The following is a 26895-nucleotide window of genomic DNA, read 5'->3' on the forward strand; positions in this document are numbered from 1 at the left end:
AATGCGGAGTGCGGAATGCGGATTAAAATTCTGGGCCTGTTTGTCTTTCTTTTCGTTGGCGCGGTTCTTATCAGCGTATCGGGACGGGCCATTGCCGCGGAGGAGGTGCTGAACCTTCAACCGCTGATTGACGAAGCGCTGAAAAATAACCGCGAACTGCTTACCGCCGAGGCAAGGTGGAAAACATCTACCTATAAGGTTTCTCAGGCGACGAGTCTCCCCGACCCCATGGTAATGATCGGATACCAGAATGAAGGCTGGAACAGATATACGTACGGCACGATGCAAGGGGCGCAGTGGATGTATTCCGTGTCCCAGATGTTCCCCTATCCCGGGAAGCGATCGTTAAAAGGAGAGATGGCCGCAAAGGACGCGGAAAGCGTCGAGGCTTCGTATCGGGCCGCGCGGCAGAAGACCGCAGCCACGGTCAAGGAACTCTATTATGAGCTGTTCCTCGCCTATAAGAATTTAGACATTATCCGGGACAAAACCGCCCTTTTTTCACGGGTCGAAGACGCGGCCGTTGCGCGGTATTCATCCGGCATGGCGCCCCAGCAGGAAGTACTGATGGCCCAGACGGAGAAATACATGCTCCTTGAAAAGGAGACGATGCTGCAGCAGAAGGTCCAGTCACTGGAGACGATGCTGAACAACGAGGTGGGAAGGGACGTCAACTCCCCCCTCGCAAGACCAGCGGAACCGGCGCAGTCGGCATTCCCTTTCAGCATGGAGGAGCTTCAAAAAACAGCATTGGAAAACTCCCCTGAGTTGCGGTCCAGGGAGAGGATGGTTTCCTCCGCGGATGCGCGTATCAGCATGGCGCGCAAAGAGTATTTCCCCGATTTTACCATTGCCGCGACCGTTTATAAAAGGACCGGAGACTTCGAAGACATGTGGAGTCTGACCGCCACGTTCAATATTCCGCTCTTTTACCGGTCAAGACAGCAGCAGGGTGTGGCCGAGGCGAAGTCGTTTTCCTTCGAGACGCGCCATGAAGTTGAGGGAACAAGGTTGATGCTGTCTTCAGCCATACGGGACAACTACACCATGCTCAAGACCACGGAAAAGCTTATGGACTTATACAAAAAAGGCCTGATTCCCAAGACCTATCAGGATTTTGAGTCGGCCATTGCCGGGTATGCGACCGGGAAAGTTGAGGCGATCACGGTCATCAGCAGGTTGAAAGCGCTTCTCGACTACGAGACGCTGTACTGGGCGCAGTTTGTAGAGAGGGAAAAGGCTGTCGCACGGATGGAGTCGATCGCGGGGATCAGTGATTCCGGAACGGTGGTGAAAAGCGAATGATAAATAAAAGTGTAGTCAGAATTGTCGTATGCATCAGCTTTGTCTGGACATTTCTATTTTCCCCCATGCCGGGTCCCGCCGGCAGTGCGATAGACGGCCTTGTCGTACAATCCGTCTTTGCCCAGCACGCCGGACATGGAGGGGCGCCGCCTGCCCAGCCGGAACCTGCCAGGAAGCAGGCAAAGGAACAGCCGAAGGAGCAGCAGGAAGCTGTGGAAGCGCCCACAGTTGAGATCCCGCTGGATAAACAGCAGATGATGGGACTCAAGACCGCGCCGGTCGCTAGGAAAGCCCTCCGGAAGACCATAAGGACGGTGGGCAGGATCGAGGTCGATGAGCGAAGGTTCGCCACGGTCACGACCAAGTTCGAAGGATGGATCGAGAAGCTGTATGTGGATTTCACCGGCAAACACGTAAAGAAGGGTGAGCCGCTGGCGGAAATTTACAGCCCCGAGCTGTTCGCGACCCAGCAGGAGTTCATCAATACCCTGCGGTGGAAGACGCAGGGAGGCGCGATCCGCGACGATGAGGTCGGCAGGATGTACGCACGCGACAATGAGACGATCATCGAGGCAGCGCGGCAGCGGCTGCGGTTCCTTGACATCAGCGACGAGCAGATCAGGGAGATCGAGGCCACGGGCAAGGCGCTCCGGACGCTCAAACTCAACAGCCCCGTGGACGGCACCGTGATCCAGAAAACGGCGGTGCTCGGCACGCGCGTCATGCCCGGCGAGAAGCTGTTTGACATTGCCGACCTGTCCACAGTATGGGTCGTGGCCGAGCTCTACGAGTCCGATCTGTCCCTGGTCCGGGAAGGAGAAACGGCGAAGATCAGGATGGGCTCTTCCCCGGGCAAGGTTTTAAGCGCCCGCGTCGAGTACGTCTCCCCCACGCTGTCCGAAGAGACCCGGACGGCGCAGGTGCGATTCTCCCTTCCCAACCCCGATGGTCGGCTCAAGCCGAAAATGTTCACTGACCTTGAGCTGGAGGTGAATATGGGGACGAGACTCGTCGTTCCCGAAGACTCCGTCATCAACACCGGCGAGCGGCAGATCGTCTACGTGGATAAAGGGGAAGGCAACTTCGAACCCCGGCTCGTGACCGTGGGGATCGTCTCCGACGGCATGGCGGAGGTCCTGAGCGGCCTGAAGCTGAATGAGCGTGTTGCCGCGTCGGCCAACTTCCTCATCGACTCCGAGGCACGGTTGAAGGGGATTGTGAAGTAGTGATAATGCAGAATGCGGATTTCGGAATGCGGAATAAAAATCGAGATAACAACGACGCCGTTTCCCCTTTGTTTTTCTCCCCTCAGGGGAGAGGCAGGGTGAGGGGTGGTTTAATTCCGCAATCCGCACTCCGAATTCCGCAATGGGGTAATTCATGATCGCTAAAATAATCGAATACAGCGCCAGGAACAAGTTCATCATCTTTCTTCTGGTGGGCTTTCTCTGCATCTGGGGATATCTTTCTCTGCGAAACACGCCCCTTGACGCCATTCCGGACCTCTCCGACACGCAGGTCATCATTTACACGGAATGGCCCGGCCGGAGCCCGAACCTCGTAGAGGACCAGATCACCTATCCCATCACCGCCACGCTCCTGGCCGCTCCCGGGGTCCAGGTGGTCCGCGGGTTTTCCTATCTCGGCAGTTCTTTTATCTACGTCATCTTCGAAGAGGGGAAGGACATCTACTGGGCGCGGAGCCGGGTGCTGGAGTACCTTCAGGCCGTCAAGAACAAGATCCCGGCTGATGTGAACCCGGTCCTGGGACCGGATGCGACCAGCGTGGGATGGGGGTTTGAATACGCGATCGTCGACGAGTCGGCGCAATACGACCTTTCCCAGCTTCGTACGGTCCAGGATTACAACATCAAACTCGCCCTTGAGAGCGTGTCAGGCGTTTCCCAGGTGGCCTCCATCGGCGGGTTCGTGAAGCAGTACCAGATAACACTGGACCCGAACCGGCTCCTGGCCTACAACATCCCGATCAACAAGGTGATGGACGCCGTCAAGAAGAGCAACAAGGACGTGGAGGGCAGGGTCCTGGAGTTTTCCGGCGTGGAGTACATGGTCAGGGGCCGGGGATACATCAAATCCCTCCAGGACCTGGAGGACATTTCCGTCGGCATTGGCGGCGGCGGAACGCCTGTCTATCTCAAGGACATTGCGCGCATACAACTCGGGCCGGAGATCCGGCGGGGCATAGCGGAACTAGACGGCAAGGGCGAGGTAGCCGGCGGGATCGTCGTGGTCCGCTTCGGCGAGAACGTCCTGAACGTCATCGATCGGGTGAAGGAAAAGATCAGAACCGTCATCGAGCCGAGCCTGCCGAAAGGCATGAAGATCGTCGTCACCTACGACCGGTCCGACCTGATCCACCGCTCCATCGACACGCTCAAGGAGGAGATCATCAAGCTCGCCCTGGCGGTGAGCGTTGTCTGCATCATATTCCTGTTCCATTTGCCGAGCGCGCTGGTCGTTATTCTGACGCTCCCGGTGGCCATCATCATCTCGTTCATCCTGATGTACTATATGAACGTGACCTCGAACATCATGAGTCTTTCCGGCATCGCCATCGCTGTCGGCGCCATGGTGGACGCCTCGATCATCATGGTCGAGAACGCGCACAAGAAGCTTGAGGAATGGGAGCATGCGGGCAGGCCGGGATCGCGGGTGGACGTGATCATCCACGCGGCGCAGGAAGTCGGGCCATCCCTCTTCTTCTCGCTCCTCGTGATCACCGTCGGGTTCCTGCCTGTCTTCACGCTTCAGGCTCAGGCGGGGCGGCTGTTCAAGCCGCTGGCATACACGAAGACCTTCGCCATGCTCTTCTCGTCCTTCCTCGCTGTTACATTGACGCCGGTTTTGATGACCCTCTTTATCAGGGGGAAGATCAGGAGCGAGGAGAAAAATCCCGTCAGCCGCATCCTGCACCGGCTGTACGAGCCGGTGGCCGAGCTTGCGCTGCGGTACAAAAAGACGGTCATCATCGCCGCGGTGGTCATCATGGCAATGACGGTGTATCCCTTTCTGAAGCTCGGCACCGAATTCATGCCGCCCTTGTATGAAGGGACGCTTTTTTACATGCCGGTCACCGTACCGCCGCCTTCCATCTCGGTAGTGACGGACCTTCTCAAGCTCCAGGACAAACTCCTGATGCAGATCCCGGAGGTGGCGCAGGTCTTCGGAAAGGCGGGCCGCGCCGAGACCGCCACGGACCCCGCGCCGCTTGAGATGTTCGAGACCGTGGTGAACCTGAAGCCGGAATCCCAGTGGCGGAAGGGCATGGACGTGGAGAAACTCAAGAACGAGATGAATGACGCGCTTTCCATCCCCGGTGTCGCCAATTCCTTTACCATGCCGATCAAGGCACGCATGGATATGCTGTCCACCGGTATTCGGACGCCCGTCGGGATCAAGGTCCTGGGTCCCAGAATAGAAGAGATCGAACGGGTCGGGATCGAGATCGAGAACGCGGTCAAGGCCATTCCGGGCACCAGGAGCGCGTACGCGGAGCGGTTGACCACGGGTTATTTCCTGGATTTTTCCATCAAACGCAGAGAGGCGGCCCGTTACGGACTGGCGGTGGACGATGTGCAGGAGGTCATCGAGACCGCCGTGGGCGGAATGACCCTCACCACGACGATCGAGGGACGCGAGCGGTACCCGGTCAACATCCGGTATTCGCGGGAAATGCGGGACTCGATCGACAAACTGAAGCGCATCCTTGTGCCGGTGATGTCGGGAGGTTCCGAAGCCGAGGGCCAGGGGGCCATGGCGCAGCCGGCAACGCGCGCCCGGCGGACGCTCCAGATCCCGCTCGGCGAGCTGGTGGACATCAAGATCGTGAAGGGTCCGACGGCGATCAAGAGCGAGGAGGGGCTGCTCGCGGCATACGTGTATATCGATTTTTCCGGGCGGGACGTCGGCGGTTACGTGGAAGAGGCAAAGCAGAAAGTGGCCGCGGCGGTCAAGGTGCCCCCGGGCTACCGGCTTCAGTGGAGCGGTGAGTACGAATATATTGTCAAGACCCATGAGAGATTGAAATTTGTCATTCCGGTCACGGCGCTCATAATTTTTGTGCTGATTTATCTAAACACCCGGTCCGCGACGAAGACGGCTATTGTGCTGCTCGCAGTCCCGTTTTCGCTCGTCGGGTCATTCTGGTTTCTCTATCTGCTTAATTACAACATGAGCATCGCAGTCTGGGTCGGGATCATCGCCCTGGCCGGCCTTGACGCGGAGACCGGCGTTGTGATGCTTCTTTATCTTGAGCTTGCTTATGAACAGTGGAAGAAGGAAGGCAGACTGAACACTGCGGCCGACCTGAAGGATGCCGTCATGCACGGTGCGGTAAAGAGGATCAGGCCCAAGATCATGACGGTCAGTGTGATTCTCGCGGGTCTTATCCCGATCATGTTCAGCAATGGAGCCGGTTCAGACGTGATGAAGCGCATTGCCGCTCCCATGGTCGGCGGTGTGATCACCTCGACGATCCTGGAACTGATCATCTATCCGGCGATCTATGTGATCTGGAAGGAACGGGAACTGAAGAGAACGTGAGACGAGGGACGAATCGTCCATCATCTCTCGGCTTTCTAAGCAGTTGTAGGTTGGGCAAAAAGCATCTCCTTGCCCAACATCTTTTCGCTCCCATTTGTTGGGCTTCACTAACACCGTTTAGCCCAACCTACCGACTACCGACTTTCAATTCCGCGGGGCTCATCTCGTATGATTCGGCGAGCGATACCACCGGTGTCAGCCAATATTTTGCAATTCGCGGCCCGCTTCTAACGCACGGCTGATCCGCCGGGCGCAGCCCGGTAGGTGTCAAGCCGTTGGTTGGAACATTTGAGACGAAAGAAAATGACGGACTAAATCACGGGCAAGGTGTAACGGGCTCACAACACCGGCTACTTTGTGGTGCGTGAAATAGTCTGATGGCGGGCATGAAGATTGACGACTGTTGCAGAGGACCCTTTTTCCCGATCCTGTAGTGCCTTCGCCATTGCTGTAGCATCATGTTTGTACTTGGCCGCAACCGCGTCTTTTCCCCGCCAGACTTCTTGAATAATTTCATCCTTAATCATCGTTTTGATCCCCCATAAGTTCCAAAGGCGTGCATATCTCCGGATATTGATAGCCGTTGCTTATGCAAACACTCCGAATTAATGGTTTCAGTTCGGCGTTGTCGATATGACGACAATTCCAGGTCAGCAAATAATCAACTTCGTGATAAGCTGCCAATGCTACATGTATTGCATCACCAGTCGCAGCATGCGGCAACGCTCCAGCCTTCAGAAGCGCGAGTGCAAGTTTGGTTACTTCGTCTGTTATTGCAAGATGTGGCAATTGTGATAAAACCGCGAGGCGCCGTCCCGCTGCATCCGGATCGCCTTGCTCGGCCTCCTCCACAACCAATTGTGAGGTGTAGAGCTCGAAGCGCAATCGTTGAATCGTCCACCATGAACTGGTTGCGTTCTGCCACGCTGCGGCAATCAAATCCCGTGCTGGTCGGGCAGTCAGATAACTCACAATTGATGTTTCAATATAAACAGTTTTCATAAGGTTCAATGACCAAATATTACTTACTAACATTTTACAGCAAAGTCATTATAAATGAAAGTACCTATTATGTTCCATATTGCGGCTCTAAAGGCAAATAAGTTTGTAGGTTGGGCTGAACGCTTCAGGCGAAGCCCAACTCCTCTATCTGTTGAAACATGTTGGGCAGGATGTATCTTTTTGCCCAACCTACGAACTTTTCGCTCCCATTTGTTGGGCTTCACTAACACCGTTCAGCCCAACCTACCGACTGACTACTATATGTCATTCTGACGATGGACGAGGGACGAAGGACAACGAATCGTCCGTCGTCCTAGCGAACGAAGTGAGCGGACGTCCATCGTCCGTCTGCATTTTGCATCCATCGTCCGTCCGTATTCCGTCCGCAGGGGAATAGGAGAACCTACGACGCGGTCAACTCCCGGTCCGTGTTCTTATTGGCTTCGAGCAGAAGGTTGTTGGTGCTTGCGTTCACATTGACGTCGTCCGTCACCTGCCCGTGCTTGATGCAGAATTGTCCTGTTTCCCAGTTGACAATCTCCAGGAAGGCGTTGGCCCCTCTGAGGTTTCCCACGGAGGCATGCACGATCTTTCCGTTCAAAAGATAGAGCTTGCCGCTTCCCCGGTCCCCCTCGATCTCCACTTTTGCCGTCTTCAAGCCCAGGCTCAGGATCTGAATGATGTCGGGAAGGCTGAACTCCTCGATCTTGCCCGTAAGTCCTTCTTTGGGCTCCCGGGGCGCCGCCGCCGGACTTTTTGCTATCAGTTCATGGATCTTGTGCGTCAACTTCCCGATATCAATGGGTTTTGAGAAGTACTCCACATCACCCCCGACGATCTTCGGATAGTCTTTATCGGGCGTAATGATGAGCACTTTCCGTTCCTGGGCGATCGCCATCTGAAGAACGATATGAGAAACCCGGCTCGTTGCCTCCGGCTGGAGCGCCTCGATGTCGGTGATGACCAGGACAGGCTGCTTATGCCTGATGTATACGATGGCGTCGATGGAGCTGGACGTATGGTAGACCTGCATCTCGTCTGCATTCGTGCTGAGCTTGATCAGTGCCGCGATATTATCTTCACGTTCGAAGATCAAAATGTTCTTATCAGAGGTCTTGACGTTCGGTTCTTCCTTGATGTTCGAGAGAAAGACCTCAACAACCTCAGGATCGAATTGGCTGCCCGCGTTCTTTCTTATTTCCTCAAGCGCCTTGTCGTGGGACAGCGCCTTACGATAGGGGCGGTCCGTGGTCATGGCATAAAAGGCGTCCGCGACGCTGAGGATCCGCGCTCCAATGCAGATCTGCCTGCCCTTAAAACCGTAGGGATAGCCGCTTCCGTCATAGTGCTCATGGTGCTGGCTGATGATCAGGTCCAGGTTCCACGGAAACTGGATCTGTCGCAGGAGCTGGATCGTATGGATCGGATGCTCCTTGATCGGGGTAAGTTCGATCTGGTTCAATCGGACCGTTCCCTCGAGGATCTGAAGCTGGATCCCCACCTTGCCCAGGTCACGGAGCAGTGCCGACATGCGAATGGACTCCACGAGCTCTTCTTCGAGGCCCATCTTCGAAGCCAGTTTGGAGGCCAGCTCCGCGACGAGATGATCGCTATTGAAAAAATAGCGGTCATTGACCCCGAAGATCTGCAGCAGGCGGTCGGCGAGGGCAAAGATGAGCTGTTTCGAATCCCCCAGCTCTCTTCGCAGCACATGTTCGGTCTTGACGGAAGTGCGGATGAGATCCTTGAATTCATCGGTGTTGATGAAAAATCCGTTGTTCTCACGGGAGAGGGGGCCGATCAGGACGGTTTTGACCCCGGGCCGTATCTTTTCGGCGATCACCTTGAACCGTTCACCCTTGATCCCTTCCATGACACTGCCGGCAATGATCAAACCGATATCTTTATCATGAAGGATCTGCATCGCTTCGAGAGCAAGGTGTGTCTCGAAAACAGGAAAATCATCGGTCTTGAACAAATTATCGAAAAATGATTTTTCATCTTTGTTCTCTATAAAGACCAAAATGCCTGGCGCCATAGTACTCTCCTTTATCGCGCACTTTCTCGTGTAGTGCGTCTAACGCTTCTTTACATTTGACGTGTCACCCTGAACGAAGTGAAGGGTCTCATGTGTTTGGAAAAACAAGATTCTTCGCTTTGCTCAGAATGACAAACAAAGTAAAACAATTTATGACGCACTACACTATCCATGAAGCGGTTTCAATCCTGTTCCTGCGTCCCATAAGAATCTCTGCGCTTTTTACCGGCAGCCGACTACTTCGTTTTTGGCGTCGTCGCGGCGTCGTATCTCTTCAAATAGTCGCCTGCCATCCGCTCCGGGTCGCAGCCCAGCGCTTTTGCATAAAGCATGAGAAAACCCCGCGTATAGGCACGCGCCGGCAATTTGCCATAGACTTCCTCTTCGATGAATTCGAGGTAGCGCGTACCGATCTTCGTTATATCAGCGATATTCCGCACGGTAAGTCCGTGCTGTTCCCTCAGCATCTTGATGGCGGGTCCGGTGAAATCCGCGATGAACTGGGAGACCGGCGTGATCGTCTCGTGCACGGTTTTTGGCGGCGCGGGCTGCTGGACCAGCGGTTCCAACGTGCTCAAGTAGCGGTTCTCCGACGGCAGCGTGAGCGCCGGCTGAGCAGGACGGGGCTGATACGTAAGCTCGGAAGGGAATGACAGCTGGTCTTGACGGGGCTGATCTGCCGGGTCGGACGGGAGCGGCGGAAGATCAGGCAGTTCGTCCTGTCCCCGCAACAGCGCATCGTACCGTTTCCGGTTGCTCTCGTATACCAGGGTCCGGTAGGCTTCTTCGATCCGCTGGGTGATGGCGGCGGTCTCTTCAGGGCTGAAGAGCGAATAGAGCGCCATGGAATTCGGCTCGTACACCCGCCGGACCCGCTCATAGGCCTTGTGGATCTCCTGAGAGGTCGCCCGGGGGCTGACCTCCAGCAACTCGTAGTAGTTCAAGTCCTCTATTTTTTTGATCATGGCTTTTCCCGCAAGCTCCCCCTGTTAGTACAGCATGCTCAGCGTAAGCTGCTCTTTCCTGAGCAGATTATGGACGATCCGTTCTATGCAGCGCGACGGCCGCGAGTAGGGGTATTCGATCATGAGCGGCCGTTTGCTCCGGATGGACTGCCAGACGCAATCATCGTATTCCACATAGCCCAGATATTCCACGTCGATGCCGAAGTATTTCTGGCAGGCGCTTTTCATGGAGAATCCGATCTGAATGTCGTTCTTGGTCCTGACCTGGTTCACGATCAGCTGGGGCTTGAACTTGAGCACTTCGAGTTCGAGCACCTCGCCCACTTCCCGCTCCATCGACTTCACGCGCTCGATGAGGTCATAGGGGGTGCGGATGCCCATATTGTTCTTCTGGTCCATGGCCGCGTCGATAAGGTCCTTGATGTTCTGATCGACCACCACCTTTTTGAACCTTCGGTAGAAGGCGCTCTTGATGAACCGATAGGCGTTCTCAATGGCCGTGGGTTCGGGCAGCACGACGAGGATGCCGTGGTCCGAGAACAGGAAAAAATCAAGGATGTTGAACGAGGTGCCCGCGCCGAGGTCAAGGAGAATGTAGTCCGCATCCAGCGTCTCGAGGTGTCTGAGCAGACGCGTCTTCTGCGCGAAATTCGGATTGGCCGCGTCGAGGAAGTCCTGGGCGCCGCTGACAAGACTCAGGTTCGGGATGCTGGTCTTGATAATGACTTCCTGGATGGTCTTGACGCGACGGTTCAGAAAATCCGAGAGCGTCATCTCCGGAACGCCGATGCCGAGCGTGGTGTGAAGGTTCGCGCCTCCCAGGTCGGCGTCCACCAGCAGGACCTTTTTCTTGAGGCGCGCGAGGGTGATGCCGATGTTCCCGGTGATCAGGCTTTTGCCGATCCCGCCCTTGCCGCCGCCGATGGCCCATATCTCTTTTTTTCGCAGGGCATCCTGGAGCTCGATCATCCTGTCCTGTTCTCCTCGATTGACGTTTCTGCCATTGTTCCCGTTTCAGCCGCCTCCGGGGACGATGATTCTTCCAGGGTCGTCTCCCCGAACGCGGGTGTTTCCGCGTCCTCTCCCTCAACGAGGGGGACCTCTTCCATGACCTCTTCTCCGGCCTCGAGCTCCTGGAACTCCTTGAGCGTCGGAAGGGCGGAGAGGTCTTTCAATCCGAAGTACTGGAGGAATTCCAGCGTGGTACCGTACATCATGGGTTTGCCCGCAACGTCCTTCTTGCCCACGATCTTCACGAGGCGTCGTTCCATGAGGTTCCGCATGATGCCGCCGATGTTCACGCCGCGGATCGCCTCCACTTCCGAGCGGGTGATGGGCTGTTTATACGCCACGATGGCGAGCGTCTCGAGCGCGGGCTTCGAGAGCCTGGTTGATGTTTTTACGGTCTTGAATTTCCGGATCCATCCGAAGAGCTCCGGCCGCGTAGCGAGCTGGTATCCGCCGGCCACCTCGGCAAGCATAAGACCCGAGCCCCGGTCGATGTATTCCTGCTGAAGCAGCCGGACCTGCGCCTCGATCTGTTCGGCCGCTGCCTCTTCAAAAATGCCTTTGAGCCTGTCCAGGGAAAGGGGATTGCCCGAAACGAAAACAATCGCTTCGATCGCCGATTTCAGTTGATGATCATCCAAATCAGAACCTCTCGAATCGAACCAGAATTTACCACTGAGGCACGGAGGTCACGGAGGAATACTTTGGAACCTGATTTTTTCTCCGTGTCTCAGTGTCTCCGTGGTTAGAAATTGTTTTCACATCGCCGTCGGGTCGCCCATTCTTCCGAGCGCCACCCTGGCGTTCATCTTTATATCGACGTCCGTCGCGGTCTCCATGATCTTTCGGATCTTCGGGATCGCGTCCTTGACGAGCTCCGCGTTCGAGCTGCCGATGTTCCCGAGGGCGGCCACGGCATTCTTTACCGCGTTCGGGTGGCCGCTGTCCAGATACTGCATCAACCTCGGCACCAGGCTTGCCACTTCCCGGGGATAATGCAATCCGATAGCTCCCAGCGCGAAGAGCACGCCGCCGCAGGTCGCCTCTTTCGAGAACTCAAGCACCTCCACGAGCCGGGGAAGGATCCCCTTGATCAGCTCCGGCGCGTTGATGCCCACCTTGCCCAGGGCGTGCGCGGCTGACTCGCGCTCGTCATCATCGCCCCCCTCGAGCATCTGGATCAAACGCGGGACAGCGTCAGTTACGAGGTCCGTATGGGCGAACCCGATGTTTCCGAGGGCGTAGGCAGCTTCCTGACGCACGAGGCTCTGCTCATGCCCGAGAAGCAATTTCAATTTTGGTGCGGCTTTGGCAGCCGCGTCCTTGAAGCTGAAACCCAGGTTCCCGACAGCGTTCGCCGCGTCGATCTTGATGAACATGTCCGGGTCGTCGAGCAGCGCGATCAGGGTCGGCAGGTGCGGCCGGGTATCGTTCGGGTAGTCGAATCCGACGCGCGACAGCAGGTTCAGAACGCCGGACCGTACGTCACCGTTCTTCTCCGCAAGGAGCGCGACAAGATCGCCGATGAGCGATCGGTCCGCGTAGATCGCAGTCTCGATGTCGCCGAAATTTTTTGCCAGCGCCAGCGCCTTGATATCGGGTTTCATGGTCAGAACACTCTAACCACACCCTGCACTCGCGGTTCCACTCGTAAACGCTGGGTGCAGGCAGAGATCACTGAGAAAGAAATTAAACGAGCTTTGCATTTTATCATGAAGAAGATTGCCGTCCTCTGCGTCCTCTGTGGTGAACGATGTGCAATTTTTAACCGAACAAATTCCCCGTGGCCGTGTCCCGGTCCCGGGTCTCGGTCACGGCCTTCATGATCCGGATCGCGCCGAACTGCTCGATCTGGAACGCCTTTACCACGCGGGTCTTGATCAGCTCGAGGAGCGCCAGGAACGTGCCGATCACCTGGGCCTTGGACGCGCTCTCTTCGAAGAGGTCGACAAAGAGCATGCTGTCCACGGTCTCCAGCCGCGACAGGATCTGGGATATCTTCTCGGTGATCGAGACGGTCTCGGCCGTGATCTCGAAACTGGCATCAGGCACCCGCGCCATGACGTCTTTGAGCGCCGCGAGCAGGTCGAAGAGGTGAAAGTCGAAGAGCAGGGGTTCATCGTCCTCCGGGACGTCGGGCACGGCCTCGGACGCCCGCATGTACACCTTTGACCAGGTTTCTTCCTTGTCCTCGAGCGTTATTGCCGCTTCCTTGTAGCTCTTGTATTCGAGGAGCCGCCGGATGAGTTCGGCCTGGGGATCCGTACCGTCGTCTTCTCCCTCGGGGTTTTCGGATGGCGGCAGCATCATCTTTGATTTGATGTGCGTGAGCGTGGAAGCCATCACGAGGAACTCTCCCGCGATCTCCATGTCGAGGCTCTTCATGAGGTTGATGTATTCGAGATACTGCTGGGTAATGAGTGCGATGGGGATGGAGTAGATATCGAGTTCGTGCTTCTTGATGAGGTGCAGGAGAAGGTCCATGGGACCTTCAAATATCTCCAGCTTTATCTGGTACGACATGGGTAGTAGCGCCTCTCCGGGCACGCGCCTTCCCAGGCTGTGCCGCGCGTGACATTCTTGTAAAAAATTAGACTTATTTGCCCGAAAAGTCAAGAGAAAACAACGCGGGCAGGGCGCGCGGGTGAAGAACGTGAGACGTAATGAGTGAAGCATAATGAGTGAAGCTTAAGGAGCAGGGGGGTGGAAAGAGGGACGAAGGCAGGGGGGGAGAGGGCAAAGGGCAGAGAACAGAGGGACGATGGACGAGGGATGAGGGACGAGACTCACCTCGGATTTGAAACTCCGCGTTCCGAATTTCATTTTCCTCACCGAGGGTGTCTGGTATAATCATACGCAGGAGAAGACGGATGATCACCGGCAATGACGGGTACACGGAAAAAGAACTCTTGCGCATGGTCCGGCACTGGGTCCCGCGCGAGCGCGTGCCGAAACGCGTGAAGATCAAGGACACCTCGGATTTTTTCCACGTGGACTACGATGACGTGGTCGTGCTTAAAGGCGTTCCCTTTTTCGTACGAAACAATGAGCGCGAGGGCCGGTTCGGGCTGGACGACGAGCCGAAGTTCTGGGTCAAGCGGTCCATCAATCTTTTGACGGGCGAGACCAAGATCCTTAAGTGGGTGTTCAAGGAGCAGTTCAACGTCACGATCGGCGCCCTCGTGTTCGAGTGCGTGCGCAGCCCCCACAAGGAGGCGCGCATCCTGGAACTCGTGCGCGGCCGGGACGATTTCATGCAGGGGAGGACGGTTCCCGATTCGGCGGGCAATCCCCTCAGGATCCTGGACTATATTCACGGCAGGACGATCGCCCAGATCACGCTTTCACTGGGCAGGGACCATGAGGACTTTTTTTATCATTACTATCCGGCGTTGCTCGAGGAATACATCGGCATGGTGAAGGCCATCCGGTTCCTGCATGAGAGCGGCGAGAAGCACGGCGATATCCGGCGTGACCATGTGATCAAGGACGAGGCCACGGGCCGGTACCGGTGGATCGACTTCGACTTTAACTACCGCCACGGGGAGAACCGGTTCGGATACGATCTCTTCGGTTTGGGGAATATCCTTATTTATATCACCGGCAGGGGGGATGTCATAACGCACCGGTTGCTGCAAGACGATCCGGACGCCCTGGACCGTCTTTCGTCTGACGACATGAACATGGTGTTTCATAACCGTGTAGCAAACCTCCAGAAGGTCTTTCCCTACATTCCCGATGCTCTGAACCGGGTGCTGATGCATTTTTCGACGGGGGCGAAGGTGTTTTACGATACTACCAGTGAACTGCTGGACGATCTGGGAGAGGCGAGGGAGATACTGAACCGATCATAGACTGGGGGAAGGGGAGAACGGGCGACGGAGTACAATTCACCGCGTCTTCATGTCCTGCCATCGCCGCGTCAGGCAGTAAAGAAAGGGGTCCACCTCATGAAGACCGAACAAGACAGTCCCGTCAAGGACAAGCATTTCCTGGTCGCCGTGGATGATTCGGAAAGTTCAAAGCGCGCCGTGGTCTATGTCGCCGACCTTCTCGGCAGTCTGCCGGGATTTACGGTGACGTTATGCAGCATCATCCCCGCTCCCGAGCAGGACTTTTTCGACCGTGAGGAGCAAGGGCAGGAATGGATCAAAGAAAAAACAGCTCAGGCCGGGAAAATGCTCGAGAACTACCGGCAGGTCCTGATCCAATCGGGGTTCTCCGAGGACAAGGTCAGTATCCAGACCTTTGTGAACGAGGAAAAATCGTTCGCCGACGCGATCCTCGCTATGCGCTGCGATCTCACCTGCTGCACCGTGGTGGTCGGCAGGCACCACAAATCCAAGACCGAGGAGTTTCTCTTCGGCAGCACGTCAAGCAAGCTTATTCATGAGGCCAAGAACTGCGCGGTGTGGGTGGTGGAGTAAATGGCAGGGTTTGGAGTGCGGAGTTCGGAGTGGGGAGCGGGGAGTGCGGAATGCGGAGTTCGGAGTGCGGAGTTTGGAGTGGGGCGTGGGGAAAGCAGAGGGCAAGTGAGTCAAGTGTAATGGGGGATACAACTATATTTACCAATCATCTCACAAACAAGCGCATACAGTGCATCATCGTAGCGGCATCACTCCTGATCGGCTGCGGAACTCTCACGCCGCGCGATCCCGCGGCTCCGGCTTCTCATCATGCTCAGCGCAAATATGATGAAGCGGTCAAAAAAGGCGCCGTAGTTCCGGCGGAGAAGGGGAAGGAAGATCGAAAGTGATTTGGAATATTTTGACCGGTCTGGTCAGGGCGGGAGGGATTCACCTGCAAAACAAACAGTGCTGGTAACAATAGGGCGCAGAGAGGGAGGGAGGACACAGAGGCAGTTCCTCCATGCAATCACGATCTTCTCCGTGTGCTCTGTGGTTAAATCTTGACAATACGGAAAAGCCAGGAGGAGAAGGCCCGTGAAAAAAATTTACATTATTTCCGATGCCACCGGTCAGAGCGGTCTGCACATCCTGAGGGCGGCCATCGTGCAGTTCGAACATGCCCGCGCAAAAATGATGGTCTTCCACAATATCGATGCAAAGACCAGACTCAAAACGATCCTCGACAAGGCCAGGGAGGACAAGGCCCTTATCGCTTTTACCTTTGTCAGGAAAGAGATGAGGGACTATGCCCACGCATTCTGCCTGAAGAACACGATCTACCATCTTGATATTCTGGGCCCGCTCATCAATAATCTCTCCGCCTATCTGCGGCTGGAACCGCTCGAAACCCCGACCCTGCTCAGAAAGGTGGATGAACGGTATTTCAAGCGTATTGACGCGATAGACTATACCCTCGGGCACGATGACGGCAGGGGCGCCGAGCGTCTTATGGAAGCTGATATCGTTCTGGTGGGCCTCTCGCGGACATCCAAGACCCCGACCTCTTTCTACCTGGCCCAGGAGGGCTTCAAGGTCGCAAATGTCCCCATCGTTCCGGGGATCCCCCTGCCGGAAGAGCTCTTCGAGATCGACCAGCACAAGGTCGTCTGCCTTACCATTGACCCCGAGGTCCTCCAAAAAATAAGGACGGTGCGTCAAAAAAATTCCAGGCTCAAGCCGGGCTACAGCGAGTTCAAGAAGGTCTTTGCCGAAGTAGAATATGTCTGGGCGCTCATAAAAAAACACCGGAACTGGACAGTCGTCGATACGACGAACAAATCCATTGAGGAGACCGCGTGGGAGATCGTCCACCATGTTGTCGGAGCCGAACATGACGAATATTATTAGCATGAAGCAGGTCTCTGCCTCCGGTTTTGCGCGCGGCTCGTCCCTCGTTCAATGTTTCTTTATGCCCGCACCATCGCTTTCCCTTGCCACAACTGAAAAAATCGGATACAGTTACGAGAGAACAGCACGAAACGCATTTCATTGACGGGCTCACCAGGAGGCAGGAGAATGAATAATAAAATGCCGGGGAACAAGGTCCTCATCATTGCCGTTGTCTCAGGGATCATCCTACTCGCGGGAGCGCGGGGATTTTTTTCCTTCATGGCGGACTGGCGGTTCTTCCGCGAAGTCGGCTATGACGCGGTCTTTCAGAAGACCTTCATGGCAAAGCTGCTGACCGGGCTCGTGTTCGGCCTGACCGCCTTTCTCATGGTCTTCATCAATCTCTTCATTGCCGGAAAGCGCAAGCTCCCGTCCGGCATGGTGAACCCCCTCTGGGAAAGCGTGCCGCAATTGCAGAACCTCGACCTGAACCGGCTGATGACCGCGATCTCGCTTCTGGCGGCGCTTCTCGCGTTCGTGTTCGCCTTCCCGCTCGGCGCGCAATACTGGGAGCAGGCGCTCCTGTTCCTGAACAGCGTGCCCGCGGGCCTCGTTGATCCGCTCTTTGGCAGGGACATCTCGTTCTTTCTCTTCCACTATCCTTTTCTCGACGCGATGAACATCATGCTGCGCAGCCTGATCGTGATCGCCGCGGTCCTGGCAGCCGCCGTCTATCTTCTCCGGGGCGGCATTGCGCTCGCGGGCGGGTCCTTCTCCGCCGACCCTTTCATGAAACGTCACCTCGGGATCCTCCTGTCGCTGTTCCTCATCTCCCTCGGGTTCAGTTTTGCCCTCGACCGCTTTGGCCTGCTCACGACCGAGCACGGGGTCCTGTACGGGGCCTCGTACACTGATGTGCATGTGCGGCTGACCATGCTCGCGGTCATGGCCGTGCTCGCGGTTGCCGCAGCGATCGTTATCCCTTTTGTTACCGCGCGCCGCTCCCTTGCCATTCCGCTCATCACGCTCGTTGTGCTTGCCGGCGCGTACGTCCTGGGGCTGAAGGTCTATCCTTCGACGATCCAGAGCTTTCAGGTCTCGCCGAACGAGAGCGTGCTCGAGCTGCCTTTCATCGCCGACCATATCAAGTTCACCCGCTTCGGTTACGACCTGGAAAATATTGAGCTCCAGCCCTTTGCCGCGAACAAACAGCTTGCCTTCACCGATATCCGGAAGAACCTGTCCACGATACGGAACATCCGGCTCTGGGACGAGGAACCGCTGCTCAAGACCTACAGCCAGCTGCAGCAGATCCGGACCTACTACCACTTCCGTGACGTGGACAATGATCGTTACAGCGTCAACGGCAGTTATCTGCAGGTCATGCTGTCGCCCCGGGAGCTCTCCTATGCCGATCTGCCGAACAAGTCCTGGATCAACGAGCGGCTTGTTTTCACGCATGGTTTCGGACTGGCTCTGGGGCCGGTGAGCGGGATCACGAAGGAAGGCCTGCCGGAGTTCTTCATCAAGGACATCCCGCCTGTCACGAGTGCGGGGCCGCAGGTGAAGCGTCCCGAGATCTACTATGGCGAAAGCCCGAACGACTACGTGATCGTGAATACGAAGACCAGGGAGTTCAGCTATCCCACGACGAAAGAGAACGTCTATACCGTCTACGCGGGCAGCGGGGGGGTCCGGCTCACCTCGATCCTGTCGCGGCTGCTCTATGCCGCCTACTTCGGAAACTTCAATATCTTCCTGTCGAGCGATGTGACGAACGAAAGCCGGATCCTCTATAACCGCTCGATCATGAAGCGGGTGACGGAGATTGCGCCGTTCCTCTCCTTTGATCCCGATCCCTACATGGTCATCGCTGACAACGGACGGTTGTCCTGGATCATCGATGCCTACACCCGGAGCGGCAACCTTCCCTATTCGAAACCACTCGCCGGAGGGACCAACTATATCCGCAACTCGATCAAGGTGGTCGTGGACGCCTACGACGGGAGCGTTGTGTTCTATGTGGTGGACCAGAAGGACATCCTTGCGAAGACCTATGCCGCGGTCTTCCCGACCCTGTTCAGGCCCGTCACCGAGATGCCGCCGGACCTCAGACGCCACATCCGGTACCCGCGGGCGCTGCTCCAGATCCAGGCGCAGATGTTCAAGACCTTTCACATGACGGATCCCGCGGTGTTCTACAACAAGGAGGACCTCTGGGAGGTCCCGTCGTACCGCCAAAAGACCATGGACCCCTATTACCTCATCACGAAGCTCCCCGGGCACCAGGCGGAAGAGTTCATCCTGCTCCTGCCCTTCACGCCGTCGAAGCGGGACAATCTGGCGGCCTGGATGGCGGCGCGATGCGACGGCGAGAACTACGGAAAGGTCATCGTCTATACCTTCCCGAGGGACCGCTTGATCTTCGGGCCCCGCCAGATCGACGCCCGCATAGACCAGGACGCCTATATCTCGCAGCAGCTCACGCTTTGGGGCCAGCGCGGCTCAGATGTGATCCGCGGGAGCCTCCTGATCATCCCCATCGAGGACTCGCTCATCTATGTCCAGCCGCTCTACCTGGTGGCCACGGACAAGGGGGGGCTGCCGGAACTTCGCCGGGTCATTGTTGCCTACGGGAACGACGTGGTCATGGAAGAGACGCTTGAGGCGGCGATCCAGCATTTGTTCAGCGGCAGCCTGCCCAGCATGCGGATGATGGAGACCGCCGGGGCGGCGGTCACGCTGCAACCCAGGGAACTGGGTTCCCGGGCCATGGAACAGCTGCGCAAGGCGCGGGAAGCGCTCCGGAAAGAGGACTGGACCGGGTACGGCAAGTACCTGAAGGAGCTGGAAGAGACCCTCCGGCAGATGACGAAGTAAGGTCTTGCATTGGATGGATGCGATGGATCTTCTCGGGAGAAATGGGGAAGGAAGCTCAGGTCGAAATATTGTCCGCAGATTACGCAGATTTCACAGATTAAATCGGATCTGAATTGTATTTTTTGAAATCTGCGGATAAAATGATTTTTCTCTGGTGTAATACCCTTCTGGGTACAGATGTGCTGAGTAGTTACTCGATTTTTTCTCAGTGTTCTCTGTGGTTAAGTTTTGCAGCTTCATTTTTCATTCTCTTTTTCATGAAAATTTGACACTATCCCGCTCCAGCAAGCAATCTTCCAATAAGCGCCGGCACGATCGTCATTCCCCGCGTTCGCAGCCAGGTCTGAGCATCCACAAGCTGATCAAGATAAAAGTGTTTGGGGACGGCGTGGCTGCTGATGATGATCAGGAAGGCAAGAAAGAGCAGGAGAAAGATGGTTGACCTGATCTGGGGAATGACGCCCCCCACCAGACCGTGCGTCCGGCGACGGTAGTTCGCACACTTGATCCTCTCGGAGAGCGGCTCTTTTTTAAAGTCATCGAGGCTTACTTTGAGAGCGTCAAAACTGCCGAAGATCCAGAGAAGTGGTATCAGAGGGGCAAACAGCACCATGAGCGTGAAGATCCCTTCAATCGTTGTACGGGCTGCTGAGGCCTCAAGGGAAGGCCAGGCCAGCAGGGTGACCGGGATCGAAACAACGGAGAAGAGGCTGAATATAGAACAGCAGGTAAAGATACTGCCTTTGACCGGTTGTCCGTTCAGATGCTGTCCCCAGCCGGGAATAAGCAAAGAACAGAGAACGGGATACACGCGGCCTGGTACTTCCGTAAAAGGCGTTTTTCTTGCCCGGACCGCCGTATGATATGCATCGCCGGCGTTGTAATTCCAGAAGACCAAAACACAGAAAAGCAGAATCTCAGCGGCCATGAAAATGACCAGGCTGGAAATGCCGTACGAGCGGAGCGCGTGGAAAAGAGGTTTCCCGTACACGAGGGAAAGAACAACGCCTGTGTACGAAAGCAGCATGGAGAAAAGGAACCACAGCCCTTTCTCTTTCTGACCGTTGTAGATCTGCCCCGCTCCCCAGAAAAACAGGGAAAGCGTATACGCCGCTGCAGGATTCTTTTCTGCAGGAGGGGGTGATTCATGGGTGATACGCATTGTTTCCTGAGACGGAAGATACTCATCAGGATCCTCTATTACCCAGATTTTTTCCATACCTTCGCTCCTTTCCGATGCTGTTGTGAATTCCTTTACGTAGTATATGCAAATATTCTTCACATTTTGGTGATGGCGCTCACAATAACGGGACGGGGAACTTCATTAAATTTCGGGCGCCGAAAAAGGGATGAAATCGCTCCCTATCAATCGGGACCGCATCCAGAGCGGGGTTTGATAAATGTATTTTTTTTGTGATTTTTTTAGCTATGTTTCATGCCCTTGCAATGAACCTTGATTTATTAAACCCGCATGTAAATTGACTAAATGTAGTGATAATTTGAGCTTGACTCCACAAGATGTTGTAGTATGATGTACATGTCTTGAAAGTGGCATAACGCTGTTTTAGATATTTGTATAAATATTGGAAGGGCGGCCCAAATCAAGGGTCGCCCCTTTGTCGTTTTCATGCAAAGGTCGCAAAGATGAGATAAGGAGGTCTATCATGCCAAAGTACACGAGGAATTCGGGGAAGGACTGGTCGAATACAGACCGCAGGGAACTGAGCAAACTGGCGAATGAGAATACACCAACCCGCGTTATCGGATTGAAGCTTGGACGGACAGAGGCTGCGGTAAGAACCAGGGCGAGTTCGGAGGGCGTTTCTCTGAAGCCGACTAATCAGTCGCCGTATAACAGAAAGCATTAACCCTTCATCGGCGACCGGTTTCGCACAAAAAACACTTTCCGTTTCGTATTTTGCCACAGATGTGCCTTCTGTGACGCTACAAGGAGAGGCTTGAAATGATTACTATTCGTATAGGAGAAAGTGTACGGAGTCTTGAGGACGACAAAAGCCTTGATGAAAGTTGGATAAACCAACAGATCAACCGACGGCGCGCTGACAACCAGCCTGTGTGTGTTCAAATATCCATCAAGGAAAACCCTTTGAACATGGCTCTTTCTTCGTCAGGCTGCCCAAGTAGAGGCGGTGGAAGGCCACCAAATCAGCATGAGCAGCAGATATTTGACCTCTGGGAAAAAGTAGGCATGAGCAAATCAGAGTTTCATGGCGGCAATTTGGTTGCGTTTCTTAAACAACTGAGTAGCTTAATATAAATTATATGACGACAGTATTTTTTTCATATTCACACAAGGATGATGCCCTCCGGGATGAGATGGAAATCCATCTTTCCGCACTGAAGCGTCAAGGCTTGATTGACACGTGGCACGATCGCAGAATCGGAGCGGGAGAAGAAATAGATCATGTTATCAGTGAACATCTGGAAAAGGCTGACATCATTCTTCTCTTGGTTAGCCCCTATTTTATTGCATCTGACTATTGCTATGATGTTGAAATGAAAAGGGCTATCGAACGACAAAAGGCCGGAGAAGCTCGGGTGCTCCCGGTAATTCTCCATCCTTGTGATTGGCACAGCCTGCCGTTTGGAAAACTGATGGCGACCCCGACAGATGGAAAGCCTGTCTCCATGTTTCCGAATCAACATGCTGCTTTTCTTGAGATTTCCCAGGCTATTCGAAAAGCTGCGGAAGAGGTAAATGCCAAGTCCTATGGCGGGAGTTCTGCAAAGTCCACTGTACAAGTAGCACCCGACAGGAAGGTTGACTCAGAGCCTCAGATAAGATCGAGCAATCTGAGGGTAAAGAAAAAGTATGCCGACATTGAGAAGGACCGATTCTTAAATGATGCATTCGAATACATCGCGAAATATTTTGAAGGATCGCTTTCGGAACTGCGGTCGAGAAACAATGACGTTGAATCAGATTTCCGTCGTATAGATGCAAATCATTTTGTTGCTGCCGTCTATATGAATGGTTCTGAAACCAGCCGATGCAAGATTTGGCTGGCTGATAGAAGAAGTTTTCCGGGGGGGATTGCTTACTCAGTGGGGAATTCACCCGGTGATAGCAGCTACAACGAGTCAATTTCTGTAGACGATGACGGATATATATTGTTTCTTAAACCCCTTGGCATGGCGTTTCGCGGACGCGTTGAAAATGAAAAGATGGGCTTTGAAGGTGCGGCTGAGTACTTATGGGGGATGTTCATAGAGCCATTGCAACGATAACAATTAATGAAAGGAATGAAAAGAGCAGCTGGTGAATGCTATCACTCCCCCGGCGTAGTCGTCGGCAGACTTTAACACGATAAGGCCATTCATTTCAGCAAGGCCAACAGCCTTAAGACGAGCTTTCAGTTTGCGGAGCCATAAACGTCGGTCACTCCCCTATAATGAAAAAATGAAGGTGGAGAATGGCAATGACAGGGGCGGCAGGAGATTAAAACTGATATTTCAAGACCTGTCCCCAAATGCTTTTGATATCTTTATCTACCTAACCTATCTTAGCGAGGAATATAAGTTTAACTTGCTGGCAGAGGTGGAGAATAAGATCGCGGTGAACGAAGCGAAGTATCCGGTGGAGAAGGCAAAAGGATCGAGCAGGAAGTATATAAATTTATAAGGATTGCTGGGCGCACGACTGGCAATGTGAAAGAAGTTATCCCAAATGCCCTTATCGGAGGCGGACTATGCCTGAGAAAAAATGTTTTGTCATAACGCCAATCGGAATAGACAATAGTGAAATAAGGGATCATTCTGATAAATTGTTGAAACATATAATACAACCGATTGTTGATAACCTTGGATATAATGAACCGATTCGAGCCGATAAAATAACTACCCCAGGCATAATTACTATGCAGATAATAGAGCATCTAGTCAACGATGATCTCGTCATTGCTGATTTAACAGGCGGCAACCCTAACGTCTTTTATGAACTCGCAATACGCCATATTACTAAAAAACCTATTGTGCAATTAATTAAGCATGGTGATCATATACCATTTGATGTCACCGTAATAAGAACTATTGAATTTGATCTTAAGGATCTTGATAACGTTGAACAATGTAAAAAAATGCTTGAAGATCAGATTCGTGAAGCAGAAAAAAATCCAACTATGATAAGCAGCCTGATTCCGGCAACGCTTGATTTAATAGAGCCGTATAAAGCATCCAAGCCTTTGGAAAAAAAGATGGAAGACATGATCGGAATTCTCCTTAAAATTTTACCGATTCAACTAGACATGCATAAGGATATAAGAGAAGTACTTGATAGATATAAAAGTGGCGGACAACTTATGCCTGGATTGCTTGGAGCTTACGATTGGGATCAGATGCGGAAAAACATGTTAGGAAAGGCACTTGCCGAAGGTGGACCGTGGGGCGCACAGAAGTCAAGTCAGATGCAAACTGACGTCTCAGGGGGGACACCTCCGGGCAATGAACCAAAAAAATAAAAACCAGAGGAAAGATTAAGATTGGAAGATGGCTCTAACTGACTATCACGCCAAATATTTTGCTCACGACCTGACGCGGCGCTGCGCCTCGGATAGCGTGGAGAAGCTCGCTTCCGTGCTTTCTGATGCCCAGGTGGACCTCAACCCGCATCAAATCGAAGCCGCGCTGTTCGCCTTTCGTAATCCGTTTTCGCGTGGCGCTATCTTGGCCGATGAAGTAGGATTGGGGAAAACCATCGAGGCCGGTCTCCTCCTTTCGCAGAAATGGGCCGAAGGAAAGCGCCGGCTTCTCGTCATCGTTCCCGCTAATCTGCGAAAACAATGGAGTCAGGAGCTTGCCGACAAATTTTATCTTCCGTCTGTCATTCTGGAAAATAGAACATTTAATGATTTCATTCGTTCCGGGAATCTCAACCCATTCCAGCAGGATGCCATCATCCTCTGCTCGTATCAGTTCGCCCGAAAGCAAGAACCCTATCTGCGCCAGACCCCATGGGACCTAGTTGTAATCGACGAGGCTCATCGTCTTCGGAACGTTTACAAACCGTCCAGCAAGATCGCAAACGCAATCAAGCAGGCCGTTGCATCTTTCCCCAAAATACTCCTGACCGCGACGCCTCTCCAAAACTCGCTTCTGGAACTCTACGGACTTGTAAGCATCATTGATGATTATGCTTTCGGCGACTTTAAAACCTATCGAGCGCGATTCGCCCGCCTGGGTAATGATGCCGATTTTAATGAACTAAAAGAACGTCTCCGGCCCCTCTGCAAACGTACCTTGCGTAGACAAGTACTAGAGTATGTAAAGTTCACCAATCGTCATGCCTTGGTGCAGGAATTCGTGCCGACATCGGAAGAGCAGCGGCTATACGATTTGGTCTCCGATTATCTCCAGCAACCGACACTCTATGCCTTGCCTGCAAGTCAGCGCCAGCTCATGACGCTCATCCTGCGCCGCTTATTGGCATCGTCCACATACGCAATATCCGACACCCTTGACGGCCTTGCTCGCAAGCTTGAGGTCGCAGCCATCAAAGCAGAGACAGTGGAAGCGCCACCCGAGGATCTGGCCCAAAACTGGGAAGAACTGGACGAACTCGCTGATGAGTGGGACGAAGATAATGCTGAACAGGCCGCTGAACAACCACGGCTTTCATCTGAGCAGCTCGCGGAGATGCGACAGGAAACAGATAAACTCCGGGAATTTCATCGACTGGCCAGGTCCATTGTTAAAAACTCCAAAGGAGAAGTGCTTCTGACCGCATTAAGACGAGGGTTTGCCGTAGCAGAGCAAGCGCAAAAGAGCCAGGGCGCGGCTACACTCCAGCAGAAAGCCATCATTTTCACAGAGTCTCGCCGTACACAAGAGTATCTTTTCCAAATTTTGGAACAGACAGAGTTCGCTGGTAAAGTAGTGCTCTTTAATGGAACGAATAATGATCCGAAATCGAAAGATATCTACCGTCGATGGTCGGAAAAACACGAAGGAACAGACCGCATTACCGGTTCGCCCAGCGCAGATATGCGGGCGGCTCTGGTGGATTGTTTTCGTGACGATGCGTCCATTATGATCGCGACCGAGGCCGCAGCCGAAGGTCTCAACCTGCAATTCTGCAACTTGGCTGTAAACTATGACCTTCCCTGGAACCCCCAACGCATCGAACAGCGCATAGGCCGATGTCACCGTTACGGCCAGAAGTTTGATGTGGTGGTTGTTAACTTTCTCAACAAGAACAACGCTGCGGACCTACGGGTCTACGAGCTTTTGGCTGAGAAGTTTCGGCTTTTCAGCGGCGTGTTCGGCGCGAGCGACGAGGTATTGGGCGCCGTGGAGTCTGGTGTTGATTTTGAAAAGCGTATAGCTGCTATATATCAGAAGTGCCGCACCCAGGAACAAATACAGTTCCAATTTGATGAACTCCAACGAGATTTGGAATCCGAGATTGCACAGGGTCAGCGTGATGCCCGCGAGCAACTTCTAAATAACTTCGATCAGGAAGTGGTAGAAAAGGTCCGCATCCAGAGCTATGATTATCTCGACCGTTTCAACGAACGGCTTTGGAATCTCACTCGTCATCTACTCGCTCCTTTCGCTCGTTTTGATGAACGGGAATACAGCTTCATGCTTGAACGCAATCCTTTCCTTGGTGAGACCATTCATCCTGGGCCTTATCGAATGGGAAAGAATGTGGAAGACGCCAATACGTACCGGGTTGGACATCCTCTTGCCCAGCGTGTGCTTGAAAAAGGGAAGGATCTGACACTTGCTCATAAAGAGGTTGTATTCCAGTATTCCACTGGCGGGAAAAATATCGCGATCCTCGAATCGCTCAAGAATAAGCGCGGCTGGCTTTCATGTCAGCTTTTCAGCGTGACTGCTTTGGAAACCGAGGACCACTTGTTGCTTGCGGGTGTCACCGACGATGGCGAGATCATAGACGAAGCCAGATGCAGACGACTGTTCGATCTACCCGGCACGGACCAAGGCTCCGGCGAAATTCCAACGAATATCAAGACCGTGCTGGACGAGGCCACGGCAAGTCAGCAGAAGAACGTAATAGAAAGAACCTCCGCGAAAAATGGCGTCTGGTTTGAAACAGAGATGGATAAGTTGGATCGCTGGACTGAGGATCGTCGTACTGCGCTCAAGGTTGAACTCGAGGAGCTAGATCAGCAAATCAAGGAGACGAAAAAGGCCGCACGCTTTGCCCCCAATCTTCCTGAAAAACTCGAACAACAGCGCTCATTGCGTACATTGGAAACAAATCGGGATGAAGCGTGGCGGAGCTATGATGCCGCAAGCCGTGAAGTTGACCGCCAAAAGGACGCGCTGCTTGACGAGATCAGCAGGCGGTTACAGCAGAAAGCTGAGCAGAAAATGCTCTTTGCACTTCGGTGGCATTTAGTGTAAAAGTAGC

The 26895-nt window shown here is 54.0% G+C and carries 23 protein-coding genes; 14 read left to right on the forward strand and 9 right to left on the reverse strand.

The window, feature by feature from the left end; translation table 11 throughout:
* Positions 1 to 15: 15 nt before the first annotated feature.
* From M0R70_04535 to M0R70_04545, 3 genes are all read left to right on the forward strand, one after another.
* Entirely contained in the window at positions 16 to 1305 is a 1290-nt protein-coding gene (locus tag M0R70_04535; protein MCK9418632.1) for a TolC family protein, read from the forward strand.
* On the forward strand, positions 1302 to 2531 hold the full coding sequence (locus M0R70_04540) for an efflux RND transporter periplasmic adaptor subunit (GenBank protein ID MCK9418633.1): 1230 nt from the start codon (positions 1302 to 1304) through the stop codon (positions 2529 to 2531). The genes M0R70_04535 and M0R70_04540 overlap by 4 nt, the downstream gene beginning before the upstream one ends.
* 154 nt (positions 2532 to 2685) lie before the next feature.
* Positions 2686 to 5868 (forward strand): CusA/CzcA family heavy metal efflux RND transporter, encoded by a 3183-nt coding sequence (locus M0R70_04545; GenBank protein ID MCK9418634.1) that lies wholly within the window; start codon positions 2686 to 2688, stop codon positions 5866 to 5868.
* Between the two features lie 350 nt (positions 5869 to 6218).
* On the opposite strand, the gene M0R70_04550 is transcribed toward M0R70_04545, so the two are convergent.
* The 8 genes from M0R70_04550 to M0R70_04585 form a co-directional block, all read right to left on the reverse strand.
* Positions 6219 to 6395: a hypothetical protein gene (locus M0R70_04550; GenBank protein MCK9418635.1), complete on the reverse strand. Its 177-nt coding sequence runs from the start codon at positions 6393 to 6395 to the stop codon at positions 6219 to 6221.
* Positions 6388 to 6870, reverse strand: a complete 483-nt coding sequence (locus M0R70_04555) for a type II toxin-antitoxin system VapC family toxin (GenBank protein MCK9418636.1) — start codon at positions 6868 to 6870, stop codon at positions 6388 to 6390. Before M0R70_04555 ends, M0R70_04550 begins: the two co-directional genes overlap by 8 nt.
* A 403-nt stretch (positions 6871 to 7273) precedes the next feature.
* Entirely contained in the window at positions 7274 to 8908 is a 1635-nt protein-coding gene (locus M0R70_04560; protein ID MCK9418637.1) for a DUF4388 domain-containing protein, read from the reverse strand.
* A gap of 236 nt (positions 8909 to 9144) precedes the next feature.
* Complete coding sequence (locus M0R70_04565) at positions 9145 to 9873, reverse strand: helix-turn-helix domain-containing protein (protein ID MCK9418638.1); 729 nt, start codon at positions 9871 to 9873, stop codon at positions 9145 to 9147.
* A gap of 24 nt (positions 9874 to 9897) precedes the next feature.
* A complete protein-coding gene (locus tag M0R70_04570; protein MCK9418639.1) occupies positions 9898 to 10842 on the reverse strand; it encodes an AAA family ATPase in 945 nt (314 codons plus the stop codon).
* Positions 10839 to 11522: an SMC-Scp complex subunit ScpB gene (scpB, locus tag M0R70_04575; GenBank protein MCK9418640.1), complete on the reverse strand. Its 684-nt coding sequence runs from the start codon at positions 11520 to 11522 to the stop codon at positions 10839 to 10841. The genes M0R70_04570 and scpB overlap by 4 nt, the downstream gene beginning before the upstream one ends.
* Before the next feature lie 117 nt (positions 11523 to 11639).
* Positions 11640 to 12488 (reverse strand): HEAT repeat domain-containing protein, encoded by an 849-nt coding sequence (locus M0R70_04580; GenBank protein ID MCK9418641.1) that lies wholly within the window; start codon positions 12486 to 12488, stop codon positions 11640 to 11642.
* A 157-nt stretch (positions 12489 to 12645) separates the two neighbouring features.
* A complete protein-coding gene (locus tag M0R70_04585) occupies positions 12646 to 13404 on the reverse strand; it encodes a segregation/condensation protein A (protein MCK9418642.1) in 759 nt (252 codons plus the stop codon).
* A gap of 347 nt (positions 13405 to 13751) precedes the next feature.
* Between M0R70_04585 and M0R70_04590 the strand changes: the two genes are divergently transcribed.
* The 5 genes from M0R70_04590 to M0R70_04610 all read left to right on the forward strand — a co-directional run bounded on the left by M0R70_04590 (position 13752) and on the right by M0R70_04610 (position 19499).
* Positions 13752 to 14735: a hypothetical protein gene (locus M0R70_04590; GenBank protein ID MCK9418643.1), complete on the forward strand. Its 984-nt coding sequence runs from the start codon at positions 13752 to 13754 to the stop codon at positions 14733 to 14735.
* Positions 14736 to 14831: 96 nt separating this feature from the next.
* Positions 14832 to 15308, forward strand: a complete 477-nt coding sequence (locus M0R70_04595; GenBank protein ID MCK9418644.1) for a universal stress protein — start codon at positions 14832 to 14834, stop codon at positions 15306 to 15308.
* 119 nt (positions 15309 to 15427) lie between these two features.
* Positions 15428 to 15637 (forward strand): hypothetical protein, encoded by a 210-nt coding sequence (locus M0R70_04600; GenBank protein ID MCK9418645.1) that lies wholly within the window; start codon positions 15428 to 15430, stop codon positions 15635 to 15637.
* Positions 15638 to 15824: 187 nt separating this feature from the next.
* Positions 15825 to 16637 carry a kinase/pyrophosphorylase gene (locus tag M0R70_04605; GenBank protein MCK9418646.1) on the forward strand — a complete coding sequence of 271 codons (813 nt, stop codon included), beginning with the start codon at positions 15825 to 15827 and terminating at the stop codon, positions 16635 to 16637.
* Positions 16638 to 16805: 168 nt separating this feature from the next.
* Positions 16806 to 19499 (forward strand): UPF0182 family protein, encoded by a 2694-nt coding sequence (locus tag M0R70_04610; protein ID MCK9418647.1) that lies wholly within the window; start codon positions 16806 to 16808, stop codon positions 19497 to 19499.
* Positions 19500 to 19770: 271 nt separating this feature from the next.
* Here the strand turns inward: M0R70_04610 and M0R70_04615 are convergent, their stop codons facing one another.
* The gene (locus M0R70_04615; protein ID MCK9418648.1) at positions 19771 to 20718 is read right to left on the reverse strand and encodes a hypothetical protein; all 948 of its coding nucleotides are present in this window, start codon (positions 20716 to 20718) and stop codon (positions 19771 to 19773) included.
* A gap of 445 nt (positions 20719 to 21163) precedes the next feature.
* On the opposite strand from M0R70_04615, the gene M0R70_04620 reads away from it, so the two are divergent.
* The 6 genes from M0R70_04620 to M0R70_04645 all read left to right on the forward strand — a co-directional run bounded on the left by M0R70_04620 (position 21164) and on the right by M0R70_04645 (position 26888).
* A complete protein-coding gene (locus M0R70_04620) occupies positions 21164 to 21367 on the forward strand; it encodes a hypothetical protein (protein MCK9418649.1) in 204 nt (67 codons plus the stop codon).
* 95 nt (positions 21368 to 21462) lie between these two features.
* Positions 21463 to 21777 carry a hypothetical protein gene (locus M0R70_04625; GenBank protein ID MCK9418650.1) on the forward strand — a complete coding sequence of 105 codons (315 nt, stop codon included), beginning with the start codon at positions 21463 to 21465 and terminating at the stop codon, positions 21775 to 21777.
* 59 nt (positions 21778 to 21836) lie between these two features.
* Positions 21837 to 22748 (forward strand): toll/interleukin-1 receptor domain-containing protein, encoded by a 912-nt coding sequence (locus tag M0R70_04630; protein ID MCK9418651.1) that lies wholly within the window; start codon positions 21837 to 21839, stop codon positions 22746 to 22748.
* A gap of 172 nt (positions 22749 to 22920) precedes the next feature.
* The gene (locus M0R70_04635; GenBank protein ID MCK9418652.1) at positions 22921 to 23142 is read left to right on the forward strand and encodes a hypothetical protein; all 222 of its coding nucleotides are present in this window, start codon (positions 22921 to 22923) and stop codon (positions 23140 to 23142) included.
* Positions 23143 to 23209: 67 nt separating this feature from the next.
* Complete coding sequence (locus tag M0R70_04640; GenBank protein ID MCK9418653.1) at positions 23210 to 23977, forward strand: hypothetical protein; 768 nt, start codon at positions 23210 to 23212, stop codon at positions 23975 to 23977.
* A 28-nt stretch (positions 23978 to 24005) separates the two neighbouring features.
* Positions 24006 to 26888 (forward strand): DEAD/DEAH box helicase, encoded by a 2883-nt coding sequence (locus M0R70_04645; GenBank protein MCK9418654.1) that lies wholly within the window; start codon positions 24006 to 24008, stop codon positions 26886 to 26888.
* Positions 26889 to 26895: the final 7 nt, after the last annotated feature.

The organism is Nitrospirota bacterium (assembly GCA_023229435.1).
In the GTDB taxonomy this organism is placed as follows: Bacteria; Nitrospirota; UBA9217; order UBA9217; family UBA9217; genus JALNZF01.